Genomic DNA, 18,404 nt, shown 5'->3' on the forward strand with positions numbered 1-18,404 from the left:
GCGGATGCCGCGGACCCGCGCCGCACGCGTGCCGGCACGACCCCGACTGACGGGGCGCGGGGTGGCGCTCGTCGCGGCCGGAGCGGCGCTCTACCTCGTCGCGGTCTGGTTCGACCTCCGGGACGTGATGCTGCTCGCCGCGGTCGGGCTCGCGATGCCGATCGCCGCGCTCGGCTTCCTCGCCCTCCGGTCCCCGCGCCTGGCGGTGACGCGCGTGTTCGACCCGCACGTCGTGCGTGCGGGCGAGTCCACCACCGTGCGGCTCCGGGTCCAGAACCTCGACCGTCGTGCCTTCGACGGCGCGCACTGGCGCGACCTGGCGCATCCCGCGCTCCACCCGCCGCCCGAGTCGGTCCTGCCGGCCGTGGGGCGCCGCGAGACCGCGCTGCCCTCGGGCGACGACACGGTGCGCCTCGAGTACCGGCTGCGGACGCCTCGTCGCGGCGTGTTCGAGGTGGGTCCGCTCCGCGTCTCGGTCACCGACCCGTTCGGCCTGGCGCGGATCGACCGAGCCGCCGGAGCCGCTCGCGAGCTCGTCGTCACTCCGCGGGTGACCCCGCTCGAACCCGCGGCCGGTGTCGTCGCGAGCGTCGACGGCGCCGTCCACGCCCTGCAGCGGCGCACCCATCCGAACAGCGACGAGCTCATCGCGAGGGAGTACCGCTACGGCGATCCGCTGCGCCGCGTCCATTGGGCGGCGACCGCGCGCCGGGGCGAGCTGATGGTCCGCGAGGAGGAGCAGCGCGGCGATCCCGAGGTGCGGATCCTGCTCGACACGGCGCTCGGGGGCCGCGCCGCCCATCCGTCCGCCGGCGCGCTCGCGGTCTCGACGCTCGATCCCGCGTTCGAGCTCGGGGTGGAGGCGGCCGCGTCGGTCGGGGTGCACCTGCTCGGCACGGGTTTCCGCGTGCGGCTCGACCCGATCGAGGACCACGACGCCCGGATGCCGCCGATCGCGGCCGAGCCGGGAGGGTACCGTGCCTCGGGCGGCGGCGAGGCGATCCTGCTGGAGGACCTCGCCCGGCTCGATCCGCCCCGGCGCGACGCGCGCACCACGTCCCCGCGCGAACCGGCCGCGGCGGAGGGTCCCTCGCCGGCCCCGCGCGCAGCCCGACGCGACGCCCGCATGCCGGGCGTCGCCGTGCTCGTCGCGCCCTCGTCCGGGGCTGTCGACGCGCTGATCGGACTGCGTCCGCTGCTCGAGCCGGCCATCGCGTTCGCGGCCGAGGGCGTGGCCGTCGAGGCCGTCGAGCGGCTCGAACACGCCGACTGGCGCGTGGTGCCGATCCGGCGGGCCGCCGACCTGCCCGCGGCGTGGGCCGAGGCGTGGCGTTCGGCGCGCGAGTCCGCGCGTTCCGGGGGGCCGGATGCGTCCTGAGCGGATCCCCCTCACGACGCCGCAGAGCCTCGCGCTCTCGGGCGGGACGCTCCTGCTCCTGCTCGTGTCGCTCGCTGCGCTGAGCCCGCTCATCAGCGGGTCGGCCTGGTGGTGGGCGACCGCCCTCGCGGGCACGGCGGTGCTCGGCGCAGGGGCGGGGCTGCGGGCGCTGCGCACCCCGCCGACGCTCGTCCCGCCGCTCGAGCTGGTCGCGCTCGCGGTCGTGCTCACGCTCCTCTTCGGCGGTGCCACGAGCTTCGCGCTCGTGGTGCCCACCGTCGACACGTTCGACGAGTTCGTCGGCCTCGCGCAGGGCGCGGTGCGCACGATCGAGCAGCAGTCGGTTCCCGCCATCCCGGTGCCGGCGCTCGTGTTCGCCCTCGCCGTCGGAGCGGGCCTCATCGCGATCCTGCTCGACCTCGTGGTGCAGACCGTGCGGCTGCCGGCCCTCGCCGCCGTGCCGGTGCTCGTGCCCGTCCTGGTGCCGGGACTGTTCCTCGAGACGGGCACCGACGGGTTCACGCTCGTGCTGACGGCCGGCGCCTACCTGCTGCTGCTGCGCATCGACGTCCGGGTGCGGCGCAGCGCCGAGGTGGCGCAGGAGGACGAACGGCCCGACTCCGCCCTCGTGTCGGCGCCGAGGCGGCGGCCGATCGTGTCGACGGCCGGGGCCTCCCTGGGGCTCGCCGCCGTGGGGCTCGTCGCGGCATCCGCCGTCACCGTCGCCACCCCGAGCGTCTCGTCCAGCCTCCTGCTCGGTGCGGGCGGGTCGGGGACCATGTTCGCGCGCGGCGTCAGCCCGTACGTCGAGCTCGGCCGCGACCTGCGCCGGCCCGACGCCGTGCCGGCGTTCAGCTACACCTCCGAGGACGGCGACCGCCCGTACTTCACGCTCCTCAGCGTGGAGCGGCTCGAGGGCGACCTGTGGACCGCGGAGGAGCGCCCCGTCGACGGCGACCACACGCTCGACACGCTGCCGCGGCCCGACGGGCTCTCCCGCGACGTGCTCGCCGAACCCCGCGACCTCACCGTGCAGATCGGTCAGGTGCGGACGGCCTGGCTCCCCGTGCCCTACCCGGCGTCGCAGATCGACGGCCTGCGCGGCTCGTGGTTCTGGGACGAGGGCTCGCTGACCGTGCGCAGCGTGGACACGACCACGCTCGGCCAGCGCTACGCGGTCACCCGCCTGGAGGTGCAGCCCACCGCCGAGCAGCTGCGCTCGGCCGGGGAGCCGCGCGCCGGCGCGGTCGCGGATGCGACCCGCGAACTCCCGGACGACCTGCCCGCCGTCATCGGCGAGACCGCCGCGACGGTCACCGCGGGCGCACGGAGCCGCTACGACGCGGCCGTGGCGATCCAGGAGTACCTCCGCGGCTCCGACTTCCGGTACTCCGAGGAGGCCCCGGTCGACGACGGCTACGACGGCGGCGGGTTCGACGTCATCGCGGAGTTCCTCGAGCGCGGCGCCGGCTACTGCGTGCACTTCTCGTCCACGATGGCGGTCATGGCGCGCGAGGTCGGCATCCCGTCCCGCATCGCGGTGGGCTACACCAGCGGCACCCCCAGCGGCGAGCGGGTCGACGGGATGGTCCGCTTCGACGTCGACTCGCACGACCTGCACGCGTGGCCCGAACTCTACTTCGAGGGCGTCGGATGGGTGCCGTTCGAGCCGACGCCCGGGCGCGGGTCGGTGCCCGACTACTCCCGCCCGGGTGCGGGGGAGGAGGCGTCGGGCACCGAGCCGACCGCGTCCGCCCCGGCGCCGGTGGCGACGGGGCGTCCCGAGGGCGACCCCGACCGACTGCTGTCCCAGCAGGGCGGCGGCGGGGCGGTCGCCGTGGGATGGCTCGGCGGTGCGGGACTGGTCCTGCTGGCGCTGCTCGTGGTGCTCCTCCCGGCGGGCGCTCGGGCCGGGACGCGGGCGGTTCGCCGTCGCGCCATCCGTTCGGGGCCGTCGCCGGCGGATGCCGCGTGGCGCGAGCTCACCGCGACCGCGCTCGACCACGGTGCCGACGTCGACGCGCGCCGCACCCCCCGCGCGATCGCCGACGGCCTCCTCGCGCGCCCGGCCTTCGCCGAGGACGACGACGCCGCGGCCGCGCTGCGGAGGCTGCGCGACGCGGTCGAGCGCGAGCGGTACGGCCGCACCCTCCGGACGGGACCGACCCCCGACGACGACGCCGAGCGGCCCCGCCGGGATGCGCTCGCGGCCGACCTGGCGATCGCGTCGGCGGCACTCGCCGCCGGCTCCGGCGCCGCGGGTCGCGCCGAGGCCGTGCTGCTTCCGCGTTCGCTGCGGGCCGCGAGCCGGGAGCTGCTGGGCCGGACGCCCCTGCGCGGCGCGTAGAATCGTGGACCGTGGCCGTCCAGCATTCCCCGTTCAGCGTCAACGTGCGCGATCTCGTCAACCGTCCCGGCGAGATGCGCGAGCAGCGACTCGACCTCCCGGCGCCCGAGCAGTACGGCGAGGGGCTGGTCGCCGTGCGCGAGGGCGCCGAGGTCGCGGTCGACCTCCGGCTCGAGTCGGTGCACGAGGGGATCCTCGTCACCGCCGAGGTCGATGCGACCGCCGAAGGCGAGTGCGGGCGGTGCCTCACCGACATCGCCCTGCCCCTCGAAGTCGAGTTCCAGGAGCTTTTCGCGTATCATTCCGGAGAAGCTTTCGAGTATGAGGTTCAAGACGACCATGTGGATCTTGAACCTCTCATCCGAGATGCGGTGGTGCTGGCACTGCCGTTCCAGCCGGTGTGCCGGCCGGATTGCCCGGGTCTCGACCCCGTGACCGGGCTTCGTCTGGCCGATCATCCGGAACTCGTCACCCCTGAGCGGACCGACCCGCGTTGGTCCGCGCTCGCGGGGTTCACGGCTTCCGAAGACGAGGGCGCGGATGCCGCCGCATCACGTGCCGACCAGCAGAGAGATTGAGAGAGAGTCATGGCTGTTCCCAAGCGGAAGAAGTCACGCGCCAACACCCACGCGCGCCGTTCGCAGTGGAAGGCCGAGGTGCCCACGCTCGTCAAGACCGTCGAGAACGGCAAGGTCACCTACAGCCTCCCGCACCGCGCCCGCGTGGTCGAGGACTCGGCGGGCACCCCGCTCTTCCTCGAGTACAAGGGCCGCAAGGTCGCCGACATCTAGTCGGCCGAGACTCCTGAACGACCGGTCGTGAGGCGCGTCGAGCAGACGGACACCGGGGCCCCCGAGCTGGCCGAGTTGCAGCGGATGCTGCAGGTCGAGCTCGACCCCGACCTCCTGCTCCTCGCGCTCACGCACCGGTCGTTCGCGTACGAGAACGGCGGGATCCCCACCAACGAACGCCTCGAGTTCCTCGGCGATTCGATCCTGGGGCAGGCCGTCACCGTCCGGCTCTTCACCGACCACCCCGAGCTCGACGAGGGCGAACTCGCCAAGCGCCGGGCGAGCCTCGTCTCGAGTGCGGCGCTCGCCGAGGTGGCGCGCACGGTCGGCCTCGGGCCGTTCATCCGCCTCGGTCGCGGCGAGACCATGACCGGCGGCGCGGACAAGCCGTCGATCCTCGCCGACACGGTCGAGGCGATCATCGGCGCGGTCTACCTCGACCGGGGCGGCGAGGTCGCCACCGAACTGGTCCTGCGCCTCATCGGTCCGCTGATGGCCGACACCGATCGGTTCGGCGCCGCGATGGACCCCAAGACGAGCCTCCAGGAGATCGCGGCCCGGCGCGGTGCGACCGCGCCGGCCTACACCGTCGCCGAGAGCGGGCCGGACCACAGCAAGCACTTCGTCGCGACCGTCACGGTCGGCGACCTCGTCACCGCCTCCGGCGAGGGGTCGAGCAAGAAGCAGGCCGAGATGGCCGCCGCCCTCGAGGCGTGGACCGCGCTGAACGACCGCTGACGTGCCCGAGCTGCCCGAGGTGGAGGTCGTGCGCGCGGGCCTCGCGCCGGCGGTCACCGGCGCGCGCATCGCCGGCGTCGAGGTGCTCGACGCTCGATCGCTGAAGCGACACGAGGCGTCGGCCGGCGACTTCGAGTCGCTGCTCACGGGCGAGCGCATCGCCGCGGCCGTCCGTCGGGGCAAGTTCCTTTGGATGCCGCTCCACGGCGGTCACGCGCTCGTCGGCCACCTCGGCATGAGCGGGCAGCTGCTGCTGCGCACGCCCGAGCATCCCGGCGACGACCGGCACGCCCGCGTCCGGCTGCACCTCGAGCATCCGGACCGCGGCGAGCTGCGGGTCGACTTCGTCGACCAGCGCATCTTCGGCTCGATGGCCGTCGACCGGATGGTGCCGACCGCCGACGGCGAGGTCGCGGGATTCTCGGCCGGAGTGACGGGGCCGTGGGCGCGATCGATCCCGTCGCAGGTCGCCCACATCGCACGCGATCCGCTCGACCCGGCCTTCGACGACGCCGGGTTCGTCCGGGCGGTGCGGCGACGATCCTCCGGGATCAAGCGGATCCTGCTGGACCAGCAGCTGGTCTCGGGCATCGGCAACATCTACGCCGACGAGGCGCTCTGGGCGGTCCGCCTGCACGGCGAGCAGCCCGGTTCCAGCCTGGGCGCGCCACGAGTCCGCGAGCTGCTGCACGCCGTGCGCGAGGTGCTGCAGAAGGCGCTCGCCGAGGGCGGCACGAGCTTCGACGCCCAGTACGTCAACGTCAACGGCGCGTCGGGCTACTTCGCGCACTCGCTGAACGCCTACGGGCAGACGGGGCGTCCCTGCCCGCGGTGCGGCACGCCCATCGTCCGCGAGGCGTTCATGAACCGCTCGTCGCACCGGTGCCCGCGGTGCCAGCGGCTGCGCGTCCGACGGCGGCCCATGGCATCCGACTGACCGGGATCCGCCCGCACGTCCGGCGCGTCGCGCGGCAGGCGGATGCGCGCCCGGACGGCGAGCGCGCGCGGCCGCGGTCCGTTCGTCGGTTACCGTAGTCCGCAGCGCTCGGCAGTCGGAAGGGTGGTCGTGTACCTCAAGAGCCTCACCCTCAAGGGCTTCAAGTCCTTCGCGCAGCCGACCACCTTCGCCTTCGAGCCGGGCGTGACCTGCATCGTCGGGCCCAACGGCTCCGGCAAGTCCAACGTCGTCGACGCGCTCGCCTGGGTCATGGGGGAGCAGGGCGCGAAGACCCTCCGCGGCGGCAAGATGGAGGACGTCATCTTCGCGGGGACCTCGACGCGCGGCCCGCTGGGGCGCGCCGAGGTCAGCCTGACCATCGACAACTCGGATGGCGCGCTGCCGATCGAGTACAGCGAGGTCACGATCTCGCGCACCCTGTTCCGCAACGGCGGCAGCGAGTACGCGATCAACGGCGAGCAGTGCCGCCTGCTCGACGTGCAGGAGCTGCTCAGCGACTCGGGACTGGGTCGCGAGATGCACGTCATCGTCGGCCAGGGGCAGCTCGACCAGGTGCTGCACGCGAGCCCGGAGGACCGCCGCGGGTTCATCGAGGAGGCCGCGGGCATCCTGAAGCACCGCCGGCGCAAGGAGAAGACCCTCCGCAAGCTCGACGCCATGCAGGCGAACCTCACCCGCCTCACCGACCTCGCGGCCGAGCTGCGTCGCCAGCTCAAGCCGCTCGGACGCCAGGCCGAGGTCGCGCGCGAGGCGGCCGGCATCGCCGCCGTCGTCCGCGACGCGAGGGCGCGACTCGTGGCCGACGAGGTCGTCGAGCTGCGCGGCGCGCTCGAGGCGGCGGGACGGACCGAGCACGAGCGCCACGCCGAGCGGCTGGTGCTCCAGCAGGAGCTCGAGCGCCACCAGGCGCACATCGAGCGGCTCGAGCAGGCGTCGGGCGGCGACGAGGTCGATCGTGCCCGCGCCGTCAGCTTCGCGCTCGAGCAGTCCGAGGCGCGGCTCAGGTCGCTCGACTCGCTCGCCCGCCAGCGCATCGCGCTGCTCTCGGCGGCCGACGAGGGCACGGATGCCGCGCCGACGCTCACCCGAGCCGACATCGACGCCGCCCGCGCCGAGCTCGACGGCATTCGCAGCGGCGTCGGCGACGCGGCGTCCGCGCTCGAGCAGGCGGCGGCCGCGACCCGCGAGGCGCGGACCGCCCTCGACGCGGTCGACGAGGAGATCGCCGCGCAGGCCGCGCGCGTGAGCGTCTACGACCTGCGCGCCTCGCAGCTGTCCGGGCGCGCCGACACGGCGGCCTCGAAGCTGGCCGCCGTGCGCGGCGAGGTGCTCCGCCACCGGAACGCCCTCGACGCCGCGCAGGCCCGGCGCGAGAGCGCAGGCGCCGAGCTGGCTCGCGTCGAAGCGGAGTCCGATGCCGACCCCACGGCCGAGACCGACCTCGATGAGGCCTACGAGCTCGCCCAGGCGGCCGTGTTCGAGGCCGAGGCCGAGATCGAGAAGCTCCGCGAGGCGCTGCACGAGCGCGAGCGCGAGCGCGACGCGCTCGGCGCCCGGATCGGCGCGCTCTCCCTCGCCCTCGACCAGAAGGACGGCTCGGCGGCGCTGGCCGCATCGGGCACCGCGGGCGTGCGCGGGCTGCTCGCGGAGCACCTGCGCGTCGAGCCGGGCTACGAGGCGGCGGTGGCCGCAGCCCTCGGCTCGCTCGCCGAGTCGGTGCTGGTCGACGACCGCGCGGCCGCGCTCCGCGCCGTGGCCGCCGCCTCCGACGGCGACCTGGGCCGGGTCGCGCTCACGATCGCCGAGCCGGGCGCGACCCCGCCGCGCGCCGCGGCCGTCCCGGGACTCGTCGCCGCGGCCGACGTCGTGACCGCCCCGCCCGGCGTGCTCGCCCTGCTCGGCGAGGTGCTGGTCGCCGACGACCTCGACGCCGTGCGCGCCGCGGAGGAGGCGCTCGCGAGCATGGACCGACCGGTCACCGTGATCACGCGCGACGGCACGGTCGTCGGACGCTACGTGGTGCGCGGCGGCTCGGGACGGACCCAGAGCCGCATCGAGCTGCTGGCCGAGCGCGACCGGGCGGAGGCCCGGCTGGAGGAGGTGCGCGCCGACATCGAGCGAGCGCGCTTCGACCTCGACGAGCAGCGCGGGATCGCCGCGCACGCCAAGGAGCAGTCGAAGGCGACGCTCGCCGCACTGCGGGAGTTCGACGCCAAGCTCGCACAGCGCACCGAGGCGCTGAACCGTGCGCGGGTGCAGGTGGAGGCCGCCGAGGCCGAGACCGATCGCCTGGCCGAGGCGCTGCGCACCGCGGAGGAGCGCATCGCCGAGGCCGAGCAGGCGGCCGCCGAGGCGAAGGCGGAGCTCGCCGCCGCGCGCGCCGAGCCGCGTCCGGTCCTCGAGGCGGAACGACGCGACGGCGCCCTCGCCGCGCTCGAGCGCGCCCGCGAGGGGGAGGTCGAGGGCAGGCTCCGGCTCGAGACCGCGCGCGAACGCGTGCGCGCCGAGGAGTCCCGCATCGCCGCGATGGAGCGCCAGTACGACGCCGAGCGCCGCGCGGCCGACGAGGCCGCCCGCCGCGCGATCATCCGTCGGGCGCAGCTCGAGGCGGCGAGCCGGGTCGCGGCCGTGCTGCCGCCCGTGCTGGCGTCCGCCGGCGCCTCGGTCGCCGAGGCGCGCGTCGCGCTCGCCGCGGCCGAGGCCGAGCGGGCGAGCCGCAACGAGGAGGTGCACGAGGCACGACGCGCAGAGACCGCCGTTCGGGAGCGCCTGCACGCCGTGACCGAGGACGTGCACGGCCTCGAGCTGCGGATCTACGAGAAGAAGCTGCACGTCGCGTCGCTCGTCGAGCGCGCCGAGGGCGAACTCGGCCTGGCGGAGGACGTGCTCGTCGCCGAGTACGGGCCCGACCAGCCGATCCCGGCCGACGGCGACGCCGAGGCGCCGCCGCGCCCGTTCGACCGCGCCGAGCAGCAGAAGCGCCTGCAGGCCGCCGAGCGCAAGCTCGCCCAGCTCGGCCGGGTCAACCCGCTCGCACTGGAGGAGTTCGCCGCCCTCGAGCAGCGGCACCGCTTCCTCACCGAACAGCTCACCGACCTCGCCAACACCCGCAAGGACCTGCTCACGATCATCGAGGAGATCGACGGCCGGATGGAGTCGATCTTCCGCTCCGCCTTCGAGGACACGCGCGAGGCCTTCGCCTCGGTGTTCCCGATCCTCTTCCCGGGCGGGGAGGGGCGCATCGCGCTGACGAACCCCGACGACCTGCTCACGACGGGGATCGAGGTGAGCGTGAAGCCGGCGGGCAAGAAGATCGAGCGGCTCTCGCTGCTGTCCGGCGGCGAGCGCTCGCTCGCCGCGGTCGCCCTCCTGCTGGCCATCTTCAAGGCCAGGCCGAGCCCGTTCTACATCATGGACGAGGTCGAGGCGGCGCTCGACGACGCGAACCTCGGACGACTGCTCACGACGTTCGAGGACCTCCGCGAGTCGAGCCAGCTCATCGTCATCACGCACCAGAAGCGCACGATGGAGATCGCGGACGCCCTGTACGGCGTCTCGATGCGGCAGGACGGGGTCTCGGCCGTCGTCGGCCAGCGGGTGCGCGACGAGGTCCAGGCGAAGGCCAGCTGACCGGGCGGATGCCGCCTGCGCGGCATCCGCCCGGTGGGCCCCGGCCTCAGGTGAGCCGGCGGTCGCCCGGCGCCAGCACGCGGAACCAGCGGTAGCCGTACGCGTCGAGCTGGACCTCCGCGCGCCCGTGCTCGTCGATCTCCTCGGTCCCCGTCTCGAACAGGTCGGACAGCACCGCCGCCTCCGGCAGGTCGCCGAGTTCGAGCCGGACCGTGACGGGGCGCGGGGCGAAGTTGTGCAGGGCGACGAACCGCAGGTCGTCCTCCGTGATGCGGTGCGCGATGACCGCGGGATCGCCGGCGTCGAGCAGCTCGAACGCGCCCCAGCCGATCTCGGGCGAGCTGCGGTAGCGGGCGATCAGCCCCTTCATCGTGGACAGCATCGAGTCGGGGTCGTGCATCTGCGCCTGCACGTTCACGTGCTCCGGCGCGTAGCCGTCGGCGGGCGGGGTCGCGACGAGTCGGCTCGGCGCGGCGCGCGAGAACCCGCCGTTCTTCGCCGCCGACCACTGCATCGGCGTCCGGACCGCCTGGCGCTTCTCCTGCTCGCCGTTCTCGCCCATGCCGATCTCCTCGCCGTAGAACAGCACGGGCGTGCCGGGAAGGGAGAACATCAGGCTGTAGACCATGCGGACGCGCCGCGGGTCGCCCTCGAGCATCGGGGGAAGCCGCCGCACGATCCCGCGGCCGTAGACGCGCATCCAGTCCTCGGGCGCGAAGGCGTCGAAGACCTCCTGCCGTTCGTCGTCGGAGAGCTTGTCGAGCGTGAGCTCGTCGTGGTTGCGCACGAAGTTCGCCCACTGCTTCTCGTCCTCGAGGGCCGGCCGCCTGGCGAGGGTCTCCACGAGCGGCGTCGCGTCCTGCCTGGCGAGGGCGAGGTAGAGCCGCTGCATGGCCTCGAAGTCGAACTGGAGCGTGAGCTCCTCCGGGTCGCCCTCGCGCCCGAAGTACTCGAGCTGCTGCTCGTAGGGCAGGTTGACCTCGCCGAGCAGGATCGCCTCGCTCGCGCGTCGCTGGAGGTACCGGCGCAGGTCGCGCATGAGCTCGTGCGGGTCGCCGAGGTCCTCGCCCTCGGGGGGCTCGATGAGGAACGGCACGGCGTCGACGCGGAACCCGGCCACGCCCATCTGCAGCCAGAATCCGACGGTCTTCGCGATCTCGTCGCGCACTGCGGGGTTGGCGATGTTGAGGTCGGGCTGGTGGGAGTAGAACGAGTGCAGGTAGTACTGGCCGGTGGGCTCGTGCCACTCCCACACGCCGTCCTCCTCGCCGGGGAAGACGCTCTCGGCCGGGTTCGGCGGGATCTCGTCGCGCCACACGTAGAAGTCGCGGTACTTCGACGAGCGGCTGCGCTTGGCGGCCTGGAACCACGGATGGCGGTCCGAGGTGTGGTTCATGACGAGGTCCATGATCACGCGGATGCCGCGGTCGCGGGCGGCGCGGATGAACGCGACGACATCGCCGAGCGACCCGTACCTCGGGTCGACGTTCATGAAGTCGACGATGTCGTAGCCGTCGTCGAGGTCGGGCGAGGGCTGGAACGGCATGAGCCAGATGCAGGTCACCCCGAGCTCGGCCAGGTGGTCGAGTCGTCGGGCGAGCCCGCCGAAGTCGCCGCACCCGTCGTCGTCCCAGTCCATGAAGGTCTCGACGTCGAGGCAGTAGACGACGGCGGTCTTCCACCACAGGTCGCCGCGGTCGGTCGCGCGCATGCTCAGCTCCCCGCGCTCGCCGCGACGCCGGCCTTCGACAGCTCCGGCAGCACGTGCTCGCCGAACGCGTCGATGAACCCGCGCTGCTCCTGGCCGACGTGGTGGAGGTAGATGCGGTCCACTCCGAGCTCGGCGAGCTCCAGCAGCGCGTCGAGGTGCCGGGCGGTGTCGGATGACGCGAGCAGCGTGTCGGCGACGTCGTCGACGCCGGCGTCGGCCGTCCGCTCGTCGAAGTCCTCCGGCTGCTCGAGCTCCCAGGCCAGGTGCGGGGGAACGAGCGACTGGCGCCACTGGTCGTGCGCGATCCGGCGCGCCTCGTCGTCGGTGGGGGCCCAGCTGAGGTGCACCTGCACGCAGATCGGCCCGCGGCCGCCCGCGCCCCGGTAGGCCTGCATGAATTCGCGCAGCGCGGGCGCCTCCTGGTCGACCGTGATGACCCCGTCGGCCCATTCCGCGGTCTCCGCCGCCGTCTCGGTGCTCACGGCCGCGGCCAGCAGCGCGGGCGTCGTCTCCGGCAGGCTCCAGAGCCTGGCCTGGTGCACCGTGATCAGGCCGTCGTGGTCGACCTGCTCGCCCGCGAGGAGACGGCGCATGACGTCGATGGTCTCGGCCAGCTTGGCGTCGCGCACGTCCTTCTCGGGCCATCCGTCGCCGGTGACGTGCTCGTTCATCCGCTCGCCGCTGCCGATCGCCGCCCAGAAGCGGCCCGGGAACATCTCGCCGAGCGTGGCGATCTTCTGCGCCGCGATCACCGGGTGGTAGCGCTGGCCCGGCGCCGTCACCACGCCGAGCGTGAACGAGGTCGCCTGCAGCGCCGCGGCCAGCCACGACCAGGCGTACCCGGAGTGACCCTGCCTGAGGCTCCATGGCGCCAGGTGGTCGCTGCACATGGCGGCGCCGAAGCCGGCCTGCTCCGCCTGAACGACCGCGTCGAGGAGCGCACTCGGGGGCAACTGCTCGTGAGACGCGTGGAATCCGACGAGGGGCATGGGGGTCTCCTTCCGTCCGCGTTCGATGCTCGCGCACGCGCTGCGGCGCGACAAGGCCTTGCGAGCCCCCCGCGCCGGGGCTATCGCGGGCGCGATCCGCCTCGCGGCGGGCCGGCGGGCGGCGGCGGGGGCATCCGCGCGCCCCTAGGCTGGTGGTCATGGCAGAACGCGCATCGTGGTCGCTCGGGTCGACCCTCCGCAACGTGTTCGGCGCGAAGACGATCGACGAGGACACCTGGGACGACCTCGAGTCGGCGCTGATCCGCGCCGACTTCGGTCCGGCCGTGACCGAGGAGATCGTGGACCGCATCAAGGCGCAGGTCGAGCGCTACCGCACGACGGACCCGAGGGACGTGCAGCGGATGCTGCGCGAGCTCGTCGAGGAGCGCCTGTCGAAGTACGACCCGACGCTGAAGCTCACCGAGCGCCCCGCGGTCGTGCTCGTGGTCGGCGTCAACGGCGTCGGGAAGACCACCACGATCGGCAAGTTCGCGAAGTTCCTCCGCAACTACGGGCGCAGCGTCGTCGTCGGCGCGGCCGACACCTTCCGGGCGGCCGCGGTCGACCAGCTGGCGACCTGGGCGCAGCGCGCCGGCGCCGAGGTGGTGCGACCGGAGCGGGAGGGGCAGGACCCGGCGTCGGTGGCCTTCCAGACCGTCGACTACGCCAAGCGCACCGGCACCGAGATGGTCATCATCGACACCGCCGGACGGCTGCACACCAAGGGCGGGCTCATGGACGAGCTCGGCAAGATCCGCCGCGTGGTCGAGAAGCAGGCGCCGGTCAGCGAGGTGCTGCTCGTGCTCGACGCGACCACCGGCCAGAACGGGCTCGCGCAGGCCGAGGCGTTCATCCAGCACGGCGGCGTCACCGGCCTCGTGCTCACCAAGCTCGACGGGTCCGCCAAGGGCGGCTTCGTCATCGCGGTGCAGGAGAAGACGGGCCTGCCGATCAAGCTGATCGGGCAGGGCGAGGGCATCGGCGACCTCACCGGGTTCACCCCGCACGTGTTCGCGCAGCAACTGGTCGGCTGAGGAGGAGACGCATGTCGATGGAGCACGACTACTTCGGACTGATCGGCGACTACTGGTCGGAGGAGGTCGAGTACGGCGACCAGCGCGTCGAGGTCGTCCTCGACGCCGACGCCGACCTCGTCTCGACCGCCGCGCTCGATGCCGCGGCGACGCTCGTGGGCGAGCTCGAGCTCGTCGACGACGAACTGCGCGGCGCGTTCGTGACCCAGCTGGATGCCTCGTCCTCGCCCGTCATGCGCTTCCTGGCCGCGATGCTCGACCCCGCGCTCGAACAGGCCGACGAGGTCGAGGCCGCGATCGGCCGAGACTCGGGGGACCGCCAGATCGACGCCCTGCGCTCGATGTCGCTCACGCGGGTCGACCTGCGGCCCGATGCGGACGGTCCCGGCGAGACCTTCGCCGAGTTCGAGTACGGGCTGGCCGCGGAGGACACCGACCAGCGGCTCGTGGCGGCGATCGACGTCCAGCGCGAGATCGTCGACGTGCGCTTCGAGGGGTGACCCGCCCGATCCGGGCCGACGGTCCGCGGGCGCTCGGCGCGCCCATCTAGACTGGGGCGCATCATGGCTACGTTCGGCACCCTCTCCGACCGTCTCACCGAGACGTTCAAGAACCTCCGCACCAAGGGCAAGCTCTCCGCTGCCGACGTCGACGGCACCGTCCGCGAGATCCGGCGCGCGCTGCTCGACGCCGACGTCTCGCTCGACGTGGTGAAGTCGTTCACCGCGACCGTGCGCGAGCGCGCGCTCGGCGACGAGGTGAACCGCGCGCTCAACCCGGCGCAGCAGGTCGTCCAGATCGTGAACGAGGAGCTCGTCGGCATCCTCGGCGGCCAGCAGCGCCGGCTGCAGTTCGCCAAGAACCCGCCGACCGTGATCATGCTCGCCGGCCTCCAGGGCGCGGGCAAGACGACCCTCGCCGGCAAGCTCGCGAAGTGGCTGAAGAAGGACGGCCACACGCCGATGCTCGTCGCCGCCGACCTCCAGCGTCCCAACGCCGTCAACCAGCTCCAGGTCGTCGGCGAGCAGGCCGGCGTGCAGGTCTTCGCGCCCGAGCCCGGCAACGGCGTCGGCGATCCGGTGCGCGTCGCGAAGGACGCGGTCGCGCATGCGCAGCGCGCGCAGCACGACGTCGTCATCATCGACACCGCGGGCCGCCTCGGCGTCGACGCCGAGATGATGAAGCAGGCCGCGAACATCCGCAAGGCGACGAACCCCGACGAGGTCCTGTTCGTCATCGACGCGATGATCGGCCAGGACGCCGTCTCGACCGCGAAGGCGTTCCAGGAGGGTGTCGACTTCACCGGCGTCGTGCTCTCCAAGCTCGACGGCGACGCGCGCGGCGGTGCCGCCCTCTCGGTCGCATCCGTCACCGGGCGCCCGATCATCTTCGCCTCCACCGGCGAGACCCTGGACGACTTCGAGCCGTTCCACCCCGACCGCATGGCGAGCCGCATCCTCGACCTCGGCGACATCCTCACCCTCATCGAGCAGGCCCAGCAGGCCTTCGACGAGGAGGAGGCGCTCGCGGTCGCCGAGAAGCTCGCGACCGAGCAGTTCACGCTCGAGGACTTCCTCAAGCAGATGCAGCAGCTCCGCGGCGCCGGCTCGATCAAGAAGATGCTCGGCATGCTGCCCGGCGCCGGCGGGATGAAACAGCAGCTCGAGAACTTCGACGAGCGCGAGATCGTGCGGACCGAGGCGATCATCCAGTCGATGACCCCCGCCGAGCGGCGCAATCCGAAGATCCTCAACGGCTCGCGGCGCCTCCGCATCGCCCGGGGTTCCGGCATGACGGTCACCGACGTGAACCAGCTCGTGCAGCGCTTCGAGCAGGCGGCGAAGATGATGAAGACCGTCGCGCGCGGCGGCGTCCCCCAGGTGCCGGGCATGGGCCCGATCCCCGGCGCGGGCGGCTACGGCGGCGGGAAGCGCCAGGCGGCGAAGAACAAGAAGAAGTCGGGTTCGCGGTCGGGCAACCCGGCCAAGCGCGCGGCCGAGAACGCCGCGCTCGCATCGGGAGTGACGCCCGCGACGCAGGGCGGCGCGAGCGGATCGGGCTTCGGCCTCGGCGCGGGCGGCCCGAAGGGCGCGCCGAGCGAGGAGGACCTCGCGGCGCTGCAGAAGTTCCTCGGTCGCTGACGCGTTCGCGCGCTCGCCGCGGGGCCGCACTAGGGTGAAGCCGTGGCGCCGCGAACGCGGCGTCGCGCCGATCGCCTCGGGGGGACGACCATGAGCACGGGCAACGCCGACTACCGCGACTCGGGCCTCGAGTTCGCGAGCGACTTCCTGCTGGGTTCCGCGACCGCGTCCTACCAGATCGAGGGAGCCGTCCGGGAGGATGGTCGCGGCCCGTCGATCTGGGACACGTTCAGCCACACGCCGGGGAAGGTCTCGAACGACGACAACGGCGACGTGGCCTGCGACCACTACCACCGCTGGGAGTCCGACCTCGACCTCATGGCCGAGCTCGGGCTGGAGGCGTACCGGTTCTCGATCGCGTGGCCCCGCATCCAGCCCACCGGGCGCGGGCCGGCGAACGAGGCCGGCCTCGCGTTCTACGAGCGGCTCGTCGAGGGGCTGCTGGCCCGCGGCATCCGCCCCATCGCGACGCTCTACCACTGGGACCTTCCGCAGGCGCTCGAGGACGAGGGCGGCTGGACGAACCGCGCGACCGCCGAGGCGTTCGCCGACTACGCGCGGATCATGGGGGAGCGGCTCGGCTCGCGCGTCGCCGTATGGACCACGCTCAACGAACCGTGGTGCTCGGCCTACCTGGGCTACGGCTCGGGCGCGCACGCGCCGGGGCACCTCGACGGGGCGGAGGCCCTCGCGGCGGTGCATCACCTGAACCTCGCCCACGGGCTCGCCGTGCGGGCCCTGCGGGAGGTCGTCACCAACGATCCCGACTTCTCGATCACGCTGAACCTGCACGTCATCCGGCCGTCCGGCGAGACCGGACACGAGGCCGCCCGGCGCATCGACGGGCTCGCCAACCGGGTCTTCCTCGGCCCGATCTTCGGCGACGGCTACCCGGCGGACGTGGTCGAGGACACGGCCGCCGTCACCGACTGGTCGTTCGTGAAGCCGGGCGACGCCGACCTGATCGCCCAGCCCATCGACCTGCTCGGGGTCAACTACTACTCGACCGTGACGGTGCGGCTGTGGGACGGCGTGTCGCCCCGATCGAACGCCGACGGCCACAAGGACATGGGCGGCACGGCGTGGCCCGGCTCGGAGCACGTCGAGTTCCTCCAGCAGCCCGGCCCGTACACGGCCATGGGGTGGAACATCGATCCCTCGGGCCTCGAGGACCTCCTCGTGGCCCTGCACGGCGCCTATCCGGAGGTGCCGTTGATGGTGACGGAGAACGGCGCCGCGTTCGACGACGTCGTCGTCGAGGGGCCGGAGGGTCCCGAGGTGGACGACCTCGACCGCATCGACTACCTGCGCCGGCACTTCACGGCGGCCCACCGGGCGATGGCGCGCGGGGTCGACCTCCGCGGATACCAGGTGTGGTCGCTGCTCGACAACTTCGAGTGGGGCTACGGCTACTCCAAGCGCTTCGGGATCGTGCGCGTGGACTACGACACCCTCGAGCGGCTGCCCAAGGCGAGCGCGCGCTGGTTCGCCGAGCTGATCCGCACCCGGCGCATCCCGGCGTAGTCAGGGCCGGGGAACGGTCCCCTCGCGCAGCTCGCGGGCGAGGTGCGCGACGACGGCCGTGAGCTCGCCGCCGTGCGCCTCCGCCACGCGCAGCTGGCGCTGGTAGCTCGCACCGCCGTCGAGCGTCCGACGCACGCGCTGGAGCTCGTCCGCGCAGCCCAGCCGGTCGGCGTACGGCGCGAGCGTCGTCAGCAGCTCGCGCAGGTCGTCGGCCACGTGGCGCTCGGTGCCCGCGGCGTCCGTGATCACCTCGGCGTCCATGCCGTACCTGGCCGCGCGCCACTTGTTCTCGCGGACGTACCAGGGCTGGAGCACCGTGAGCGTCTCGCCGCGGTCGAGGCGTTCGGACATCCACTCGACGAGGCACTGGATGAGCGCCGCGATCGCGCCGATCTCCTCGGCGGACGACACCCCGTCGCAGACGCGCACCTCGATCGTGCCCCAGCGCGGGGACGGACGGATGTCCCACCGCACCTCGGTGTGGTCCTCGATGACGCCGGTGCGGACGAGGTCGTCGACGTAGCGCTCGTACGCCCCCCAGTCCGGCAGCGGATACGGCAGGCCCGCCGTGGGGAGCTGCTGGAACATCAGCGCGCGGTTCGACGCGTACCCGGTCTCGACGCCCGCCCAGTACGGGCTCGACGCCGACAGCGCCTGCAGGTGCGGCACGTACGCGAGCATGCCGTCGAGGATCGGCAGCGCCTTGTCGCGCTCCTCGATGCCGACGTGCACGTGGATGCCCCAGATCATCATGAGGCGCCCCCACCACCGCGTGCGCTCGATGAGCTTGTGGTACCGCGGCTTGTCGGTGAGGCGCTGGTCGTACCACTGGCTGAACGGGTGCGAGCCGCTGCAGATGAGCTCGTACTCGCCGATCCGGTCGAGCACCGCGCGCACCTCGGCGACCTGGCCTGTGAGGTCGTCGACCGCGCCGGCGACACGATCGTGCACGCCGCTGACGAGCTCGACGGTGTTCGTGAGCAGCTCCGAGGTGATGAACGGATGCGGCGAGCCGTCGGCTCCGTCGAGTTCGGCGAGCACGCGGTCGCCCACCGAGGCGAGCTCGCCGCTGCCGCGCTCGACGATCGCGAGCTCCCACTCGATGCCCACGGAGGAGCGCGCGGAGCGCGCGAACTCGATCGACATGCGAGCCCCCTGTCGTC

Annotated in this window: 14 protein-coding genes; 11 read left to right on the top strand and 3 right to left on the bottom strand. The window is 73.2% G+C overall.

The window, feature by feature from the left end; all coding sequences use genetic code 11:
* The first annotated feature begins 4 nt into the window (after window positions 1–4).
* The 7 genes from ACUY4T_RS01150 (at window position 5) to smc (ending at window position 9,842) form a co-directional block, all read left to right on the top strand.
* Window positions 5–1,378 (top strand): DUF58 domain-containing protein, encoded by a 1,374-nt coding sequence (locus ACUY4T_RS01150; RefSeq protein ID WP_446017061.1) that lies wholly within the window; start codon window positions 5–7, stop codon window positions 1,376–1,378.
* Complete coding sequence (locus ACUY4T_RS01155) at window positions 1,368–3,725, top strand: transglutaminase TgpA family protein (protein WP_446017062.1); 2,358 nt, start codon at window positions 1,368–1,370, stop codon at window positions 3,723–3,725. The genes ACUY4T_RS01150 and ACUY4T_RS01155 overlap by 11 nt, the downstream gene beginning before the upstream one ends.
* An 11-nt stretch (window positions 3,726–3,736) precedes the next feature.
* Complete coding sequence (locus ACUY4T_RS01160; RefSeq protein WP_446017063.1) at window positions 3,737–4,303, top strand: YceD family protein; 567 nt, start codon at window positions 3,737–3,739, stop codon at window positions 4,301–4,303.
* A 9-nt stretch (window positions 4,304–4,312) separates the two neighbouring features.
* Window positions 4,313–4,516 (top strand): 50S ribosomal protein L32, encoded by a 204-nt coding sequence (gene rpmF / locus ACUY4T_RS01165; protein WP_446017064.1) that lies wholly within the window; start codon window positions 4,313–4,315, stop codon window positions 4,514–4,516.
* An 84-nt stretch (window positions 4,517–4,600) separates the two neighbouring features.
* Entirely contained in the window at window positions 4,601–5,254 is a 654-nt protein-coding gene (gene rnc / locus ACUY4T_RS01170) for a ribonuclease III (RefSeq protein WP_446017403.1), read from the top strand.
* A gap of 1 nt (window position 5,255) precedes the next feature.
* A complete protein-coding gene (mutM, locus tag ACUY4T_RS01175; RefSeq protein WP_446017065.1) occupies window positions 5,256–6,191 on the top strand; it encodes a bifunctional DNA-formamidopyrimidine glycosylase/DNA-(apurinic or apyrimidinic site) lyase in 936 nt (311 codons plus the stop codon).
* A 129-nt stretch (window positions 6,192–6,320) separates the two neighbouring features.
* A complete protein-coding gene (gene smc / locus ACUY4T_RS01180; RefSeq protein WP_446017066.1) occupies window positions 6,321–9,842 on the top strand; it encodes a chromosome segregation protein SMC in 3,522 nt (1,173 codons plus the stop codon).
* A 46-nt stretch (window positions 9,843–9,888) separates the two neighbouring features.
* On the opposite strand, the gene ACUY4T_RS01185 is transcribed toward smc, so the two are convergent.
* Window positions 9,889–11,553, bottom strand: coding sequence for an alpha-amylase family protein (locus ACUY4T_RS01185; RefSeq protein ID WP_446017067.1), 1,665 nt, complete (start codon window positions 11,551–11,553; stop codon window positions 9,889–9,891).
* A 2-nt stretch (window positions 11,554–11,555) separates the two neighbouring features.
* Window positions 11,556–12,542, bottom strand: a complete 987-nt coding sequence (locus tag ACUY4T_RS01190) for a TIGR03885 family FMN-dependent LLM class oxidoreductase (RefSeq protein WP_446017068.1) — start codon at window positions 12,540–12,542, stop codon at window positions 11,556–11,558.
* 158 nt (window positions 12,543–12,700) lie between these two features.
* Here ACUY4T_RS01190 and ftsY point away from each other — a divergent pair, with 158 nt between their 5' ends.
* The 4 genes from ftsY (at window position 12,701) to ACUY4T_RS01210 (ending at window position 17,241) form a co-directional block, all read left to right on the top strand.
* Window positions 12,701–13,576, top strand: a complete 876-nt coding sequence (gene ftsY / locus ACUY4T_RS01195) for a signal recognition particle-docking protein FtsY (RefSeq protein WP_446017069.1) — start codon at window positions 12,701–12,703, stop codon at window positions 13,574–13,576.
* Between the two features lie 11 nt (window positions 13,577–13,587).
* Window positions 13,588–14,076, top strand: coding sequence for a hypothetical protein (locus ACUY4T_RS01200; RefSeq protein WP_446017070.1), 489 nt, complete (start codon window positions 13,588–13,590; stop codon window positions 14,074–14,076).
* A gap of 63 nt (window positions 14,077–14,139) precedes the next feature.
* A complete protein-coding gene (gene ffh, locus ACUY4T_RS01205) occupies window positions 14,140–15,717 on the top strand; it encodes a signal recognition particle protein (RefSeq protein WP_446017071.1) in 1,578 nt (525 codons plus the stop codon).
* Between the two features lie 90 nt (window positions 15,718–15,807).
* Entirely contained in the window at window positions 15,808–17,241 is a 1,434-nt protein-coding gene (locus tag ACUY4T_RS01210) for a GH1 family beta-glucosidase (protein ID WP_446017072.1), read from the top strand.
* Here the strand turns inward: ACUY4T_RS01210 and ACUY4T_RS01215 are convergent, their stop codons facing one another.
* The gene (locus ACUY4T_RS01215) at window positions 17,242–18,387 is read right to left on the bottom strand and encodes a glutamate--cysteine ligase (RefSeq protein ID WP_446017073.1); all 1,146 of its coding nucleotides are present in this window, start codon (window positions 18,385–18,387) and stop codon (window positions 17,242–17,244) included.
* Window positions 18,388–18,404 lie beyond the last annotated feature (17 nt).

It is taken from the genome of Agromyces arachidis (assembly GCF_052805135.1).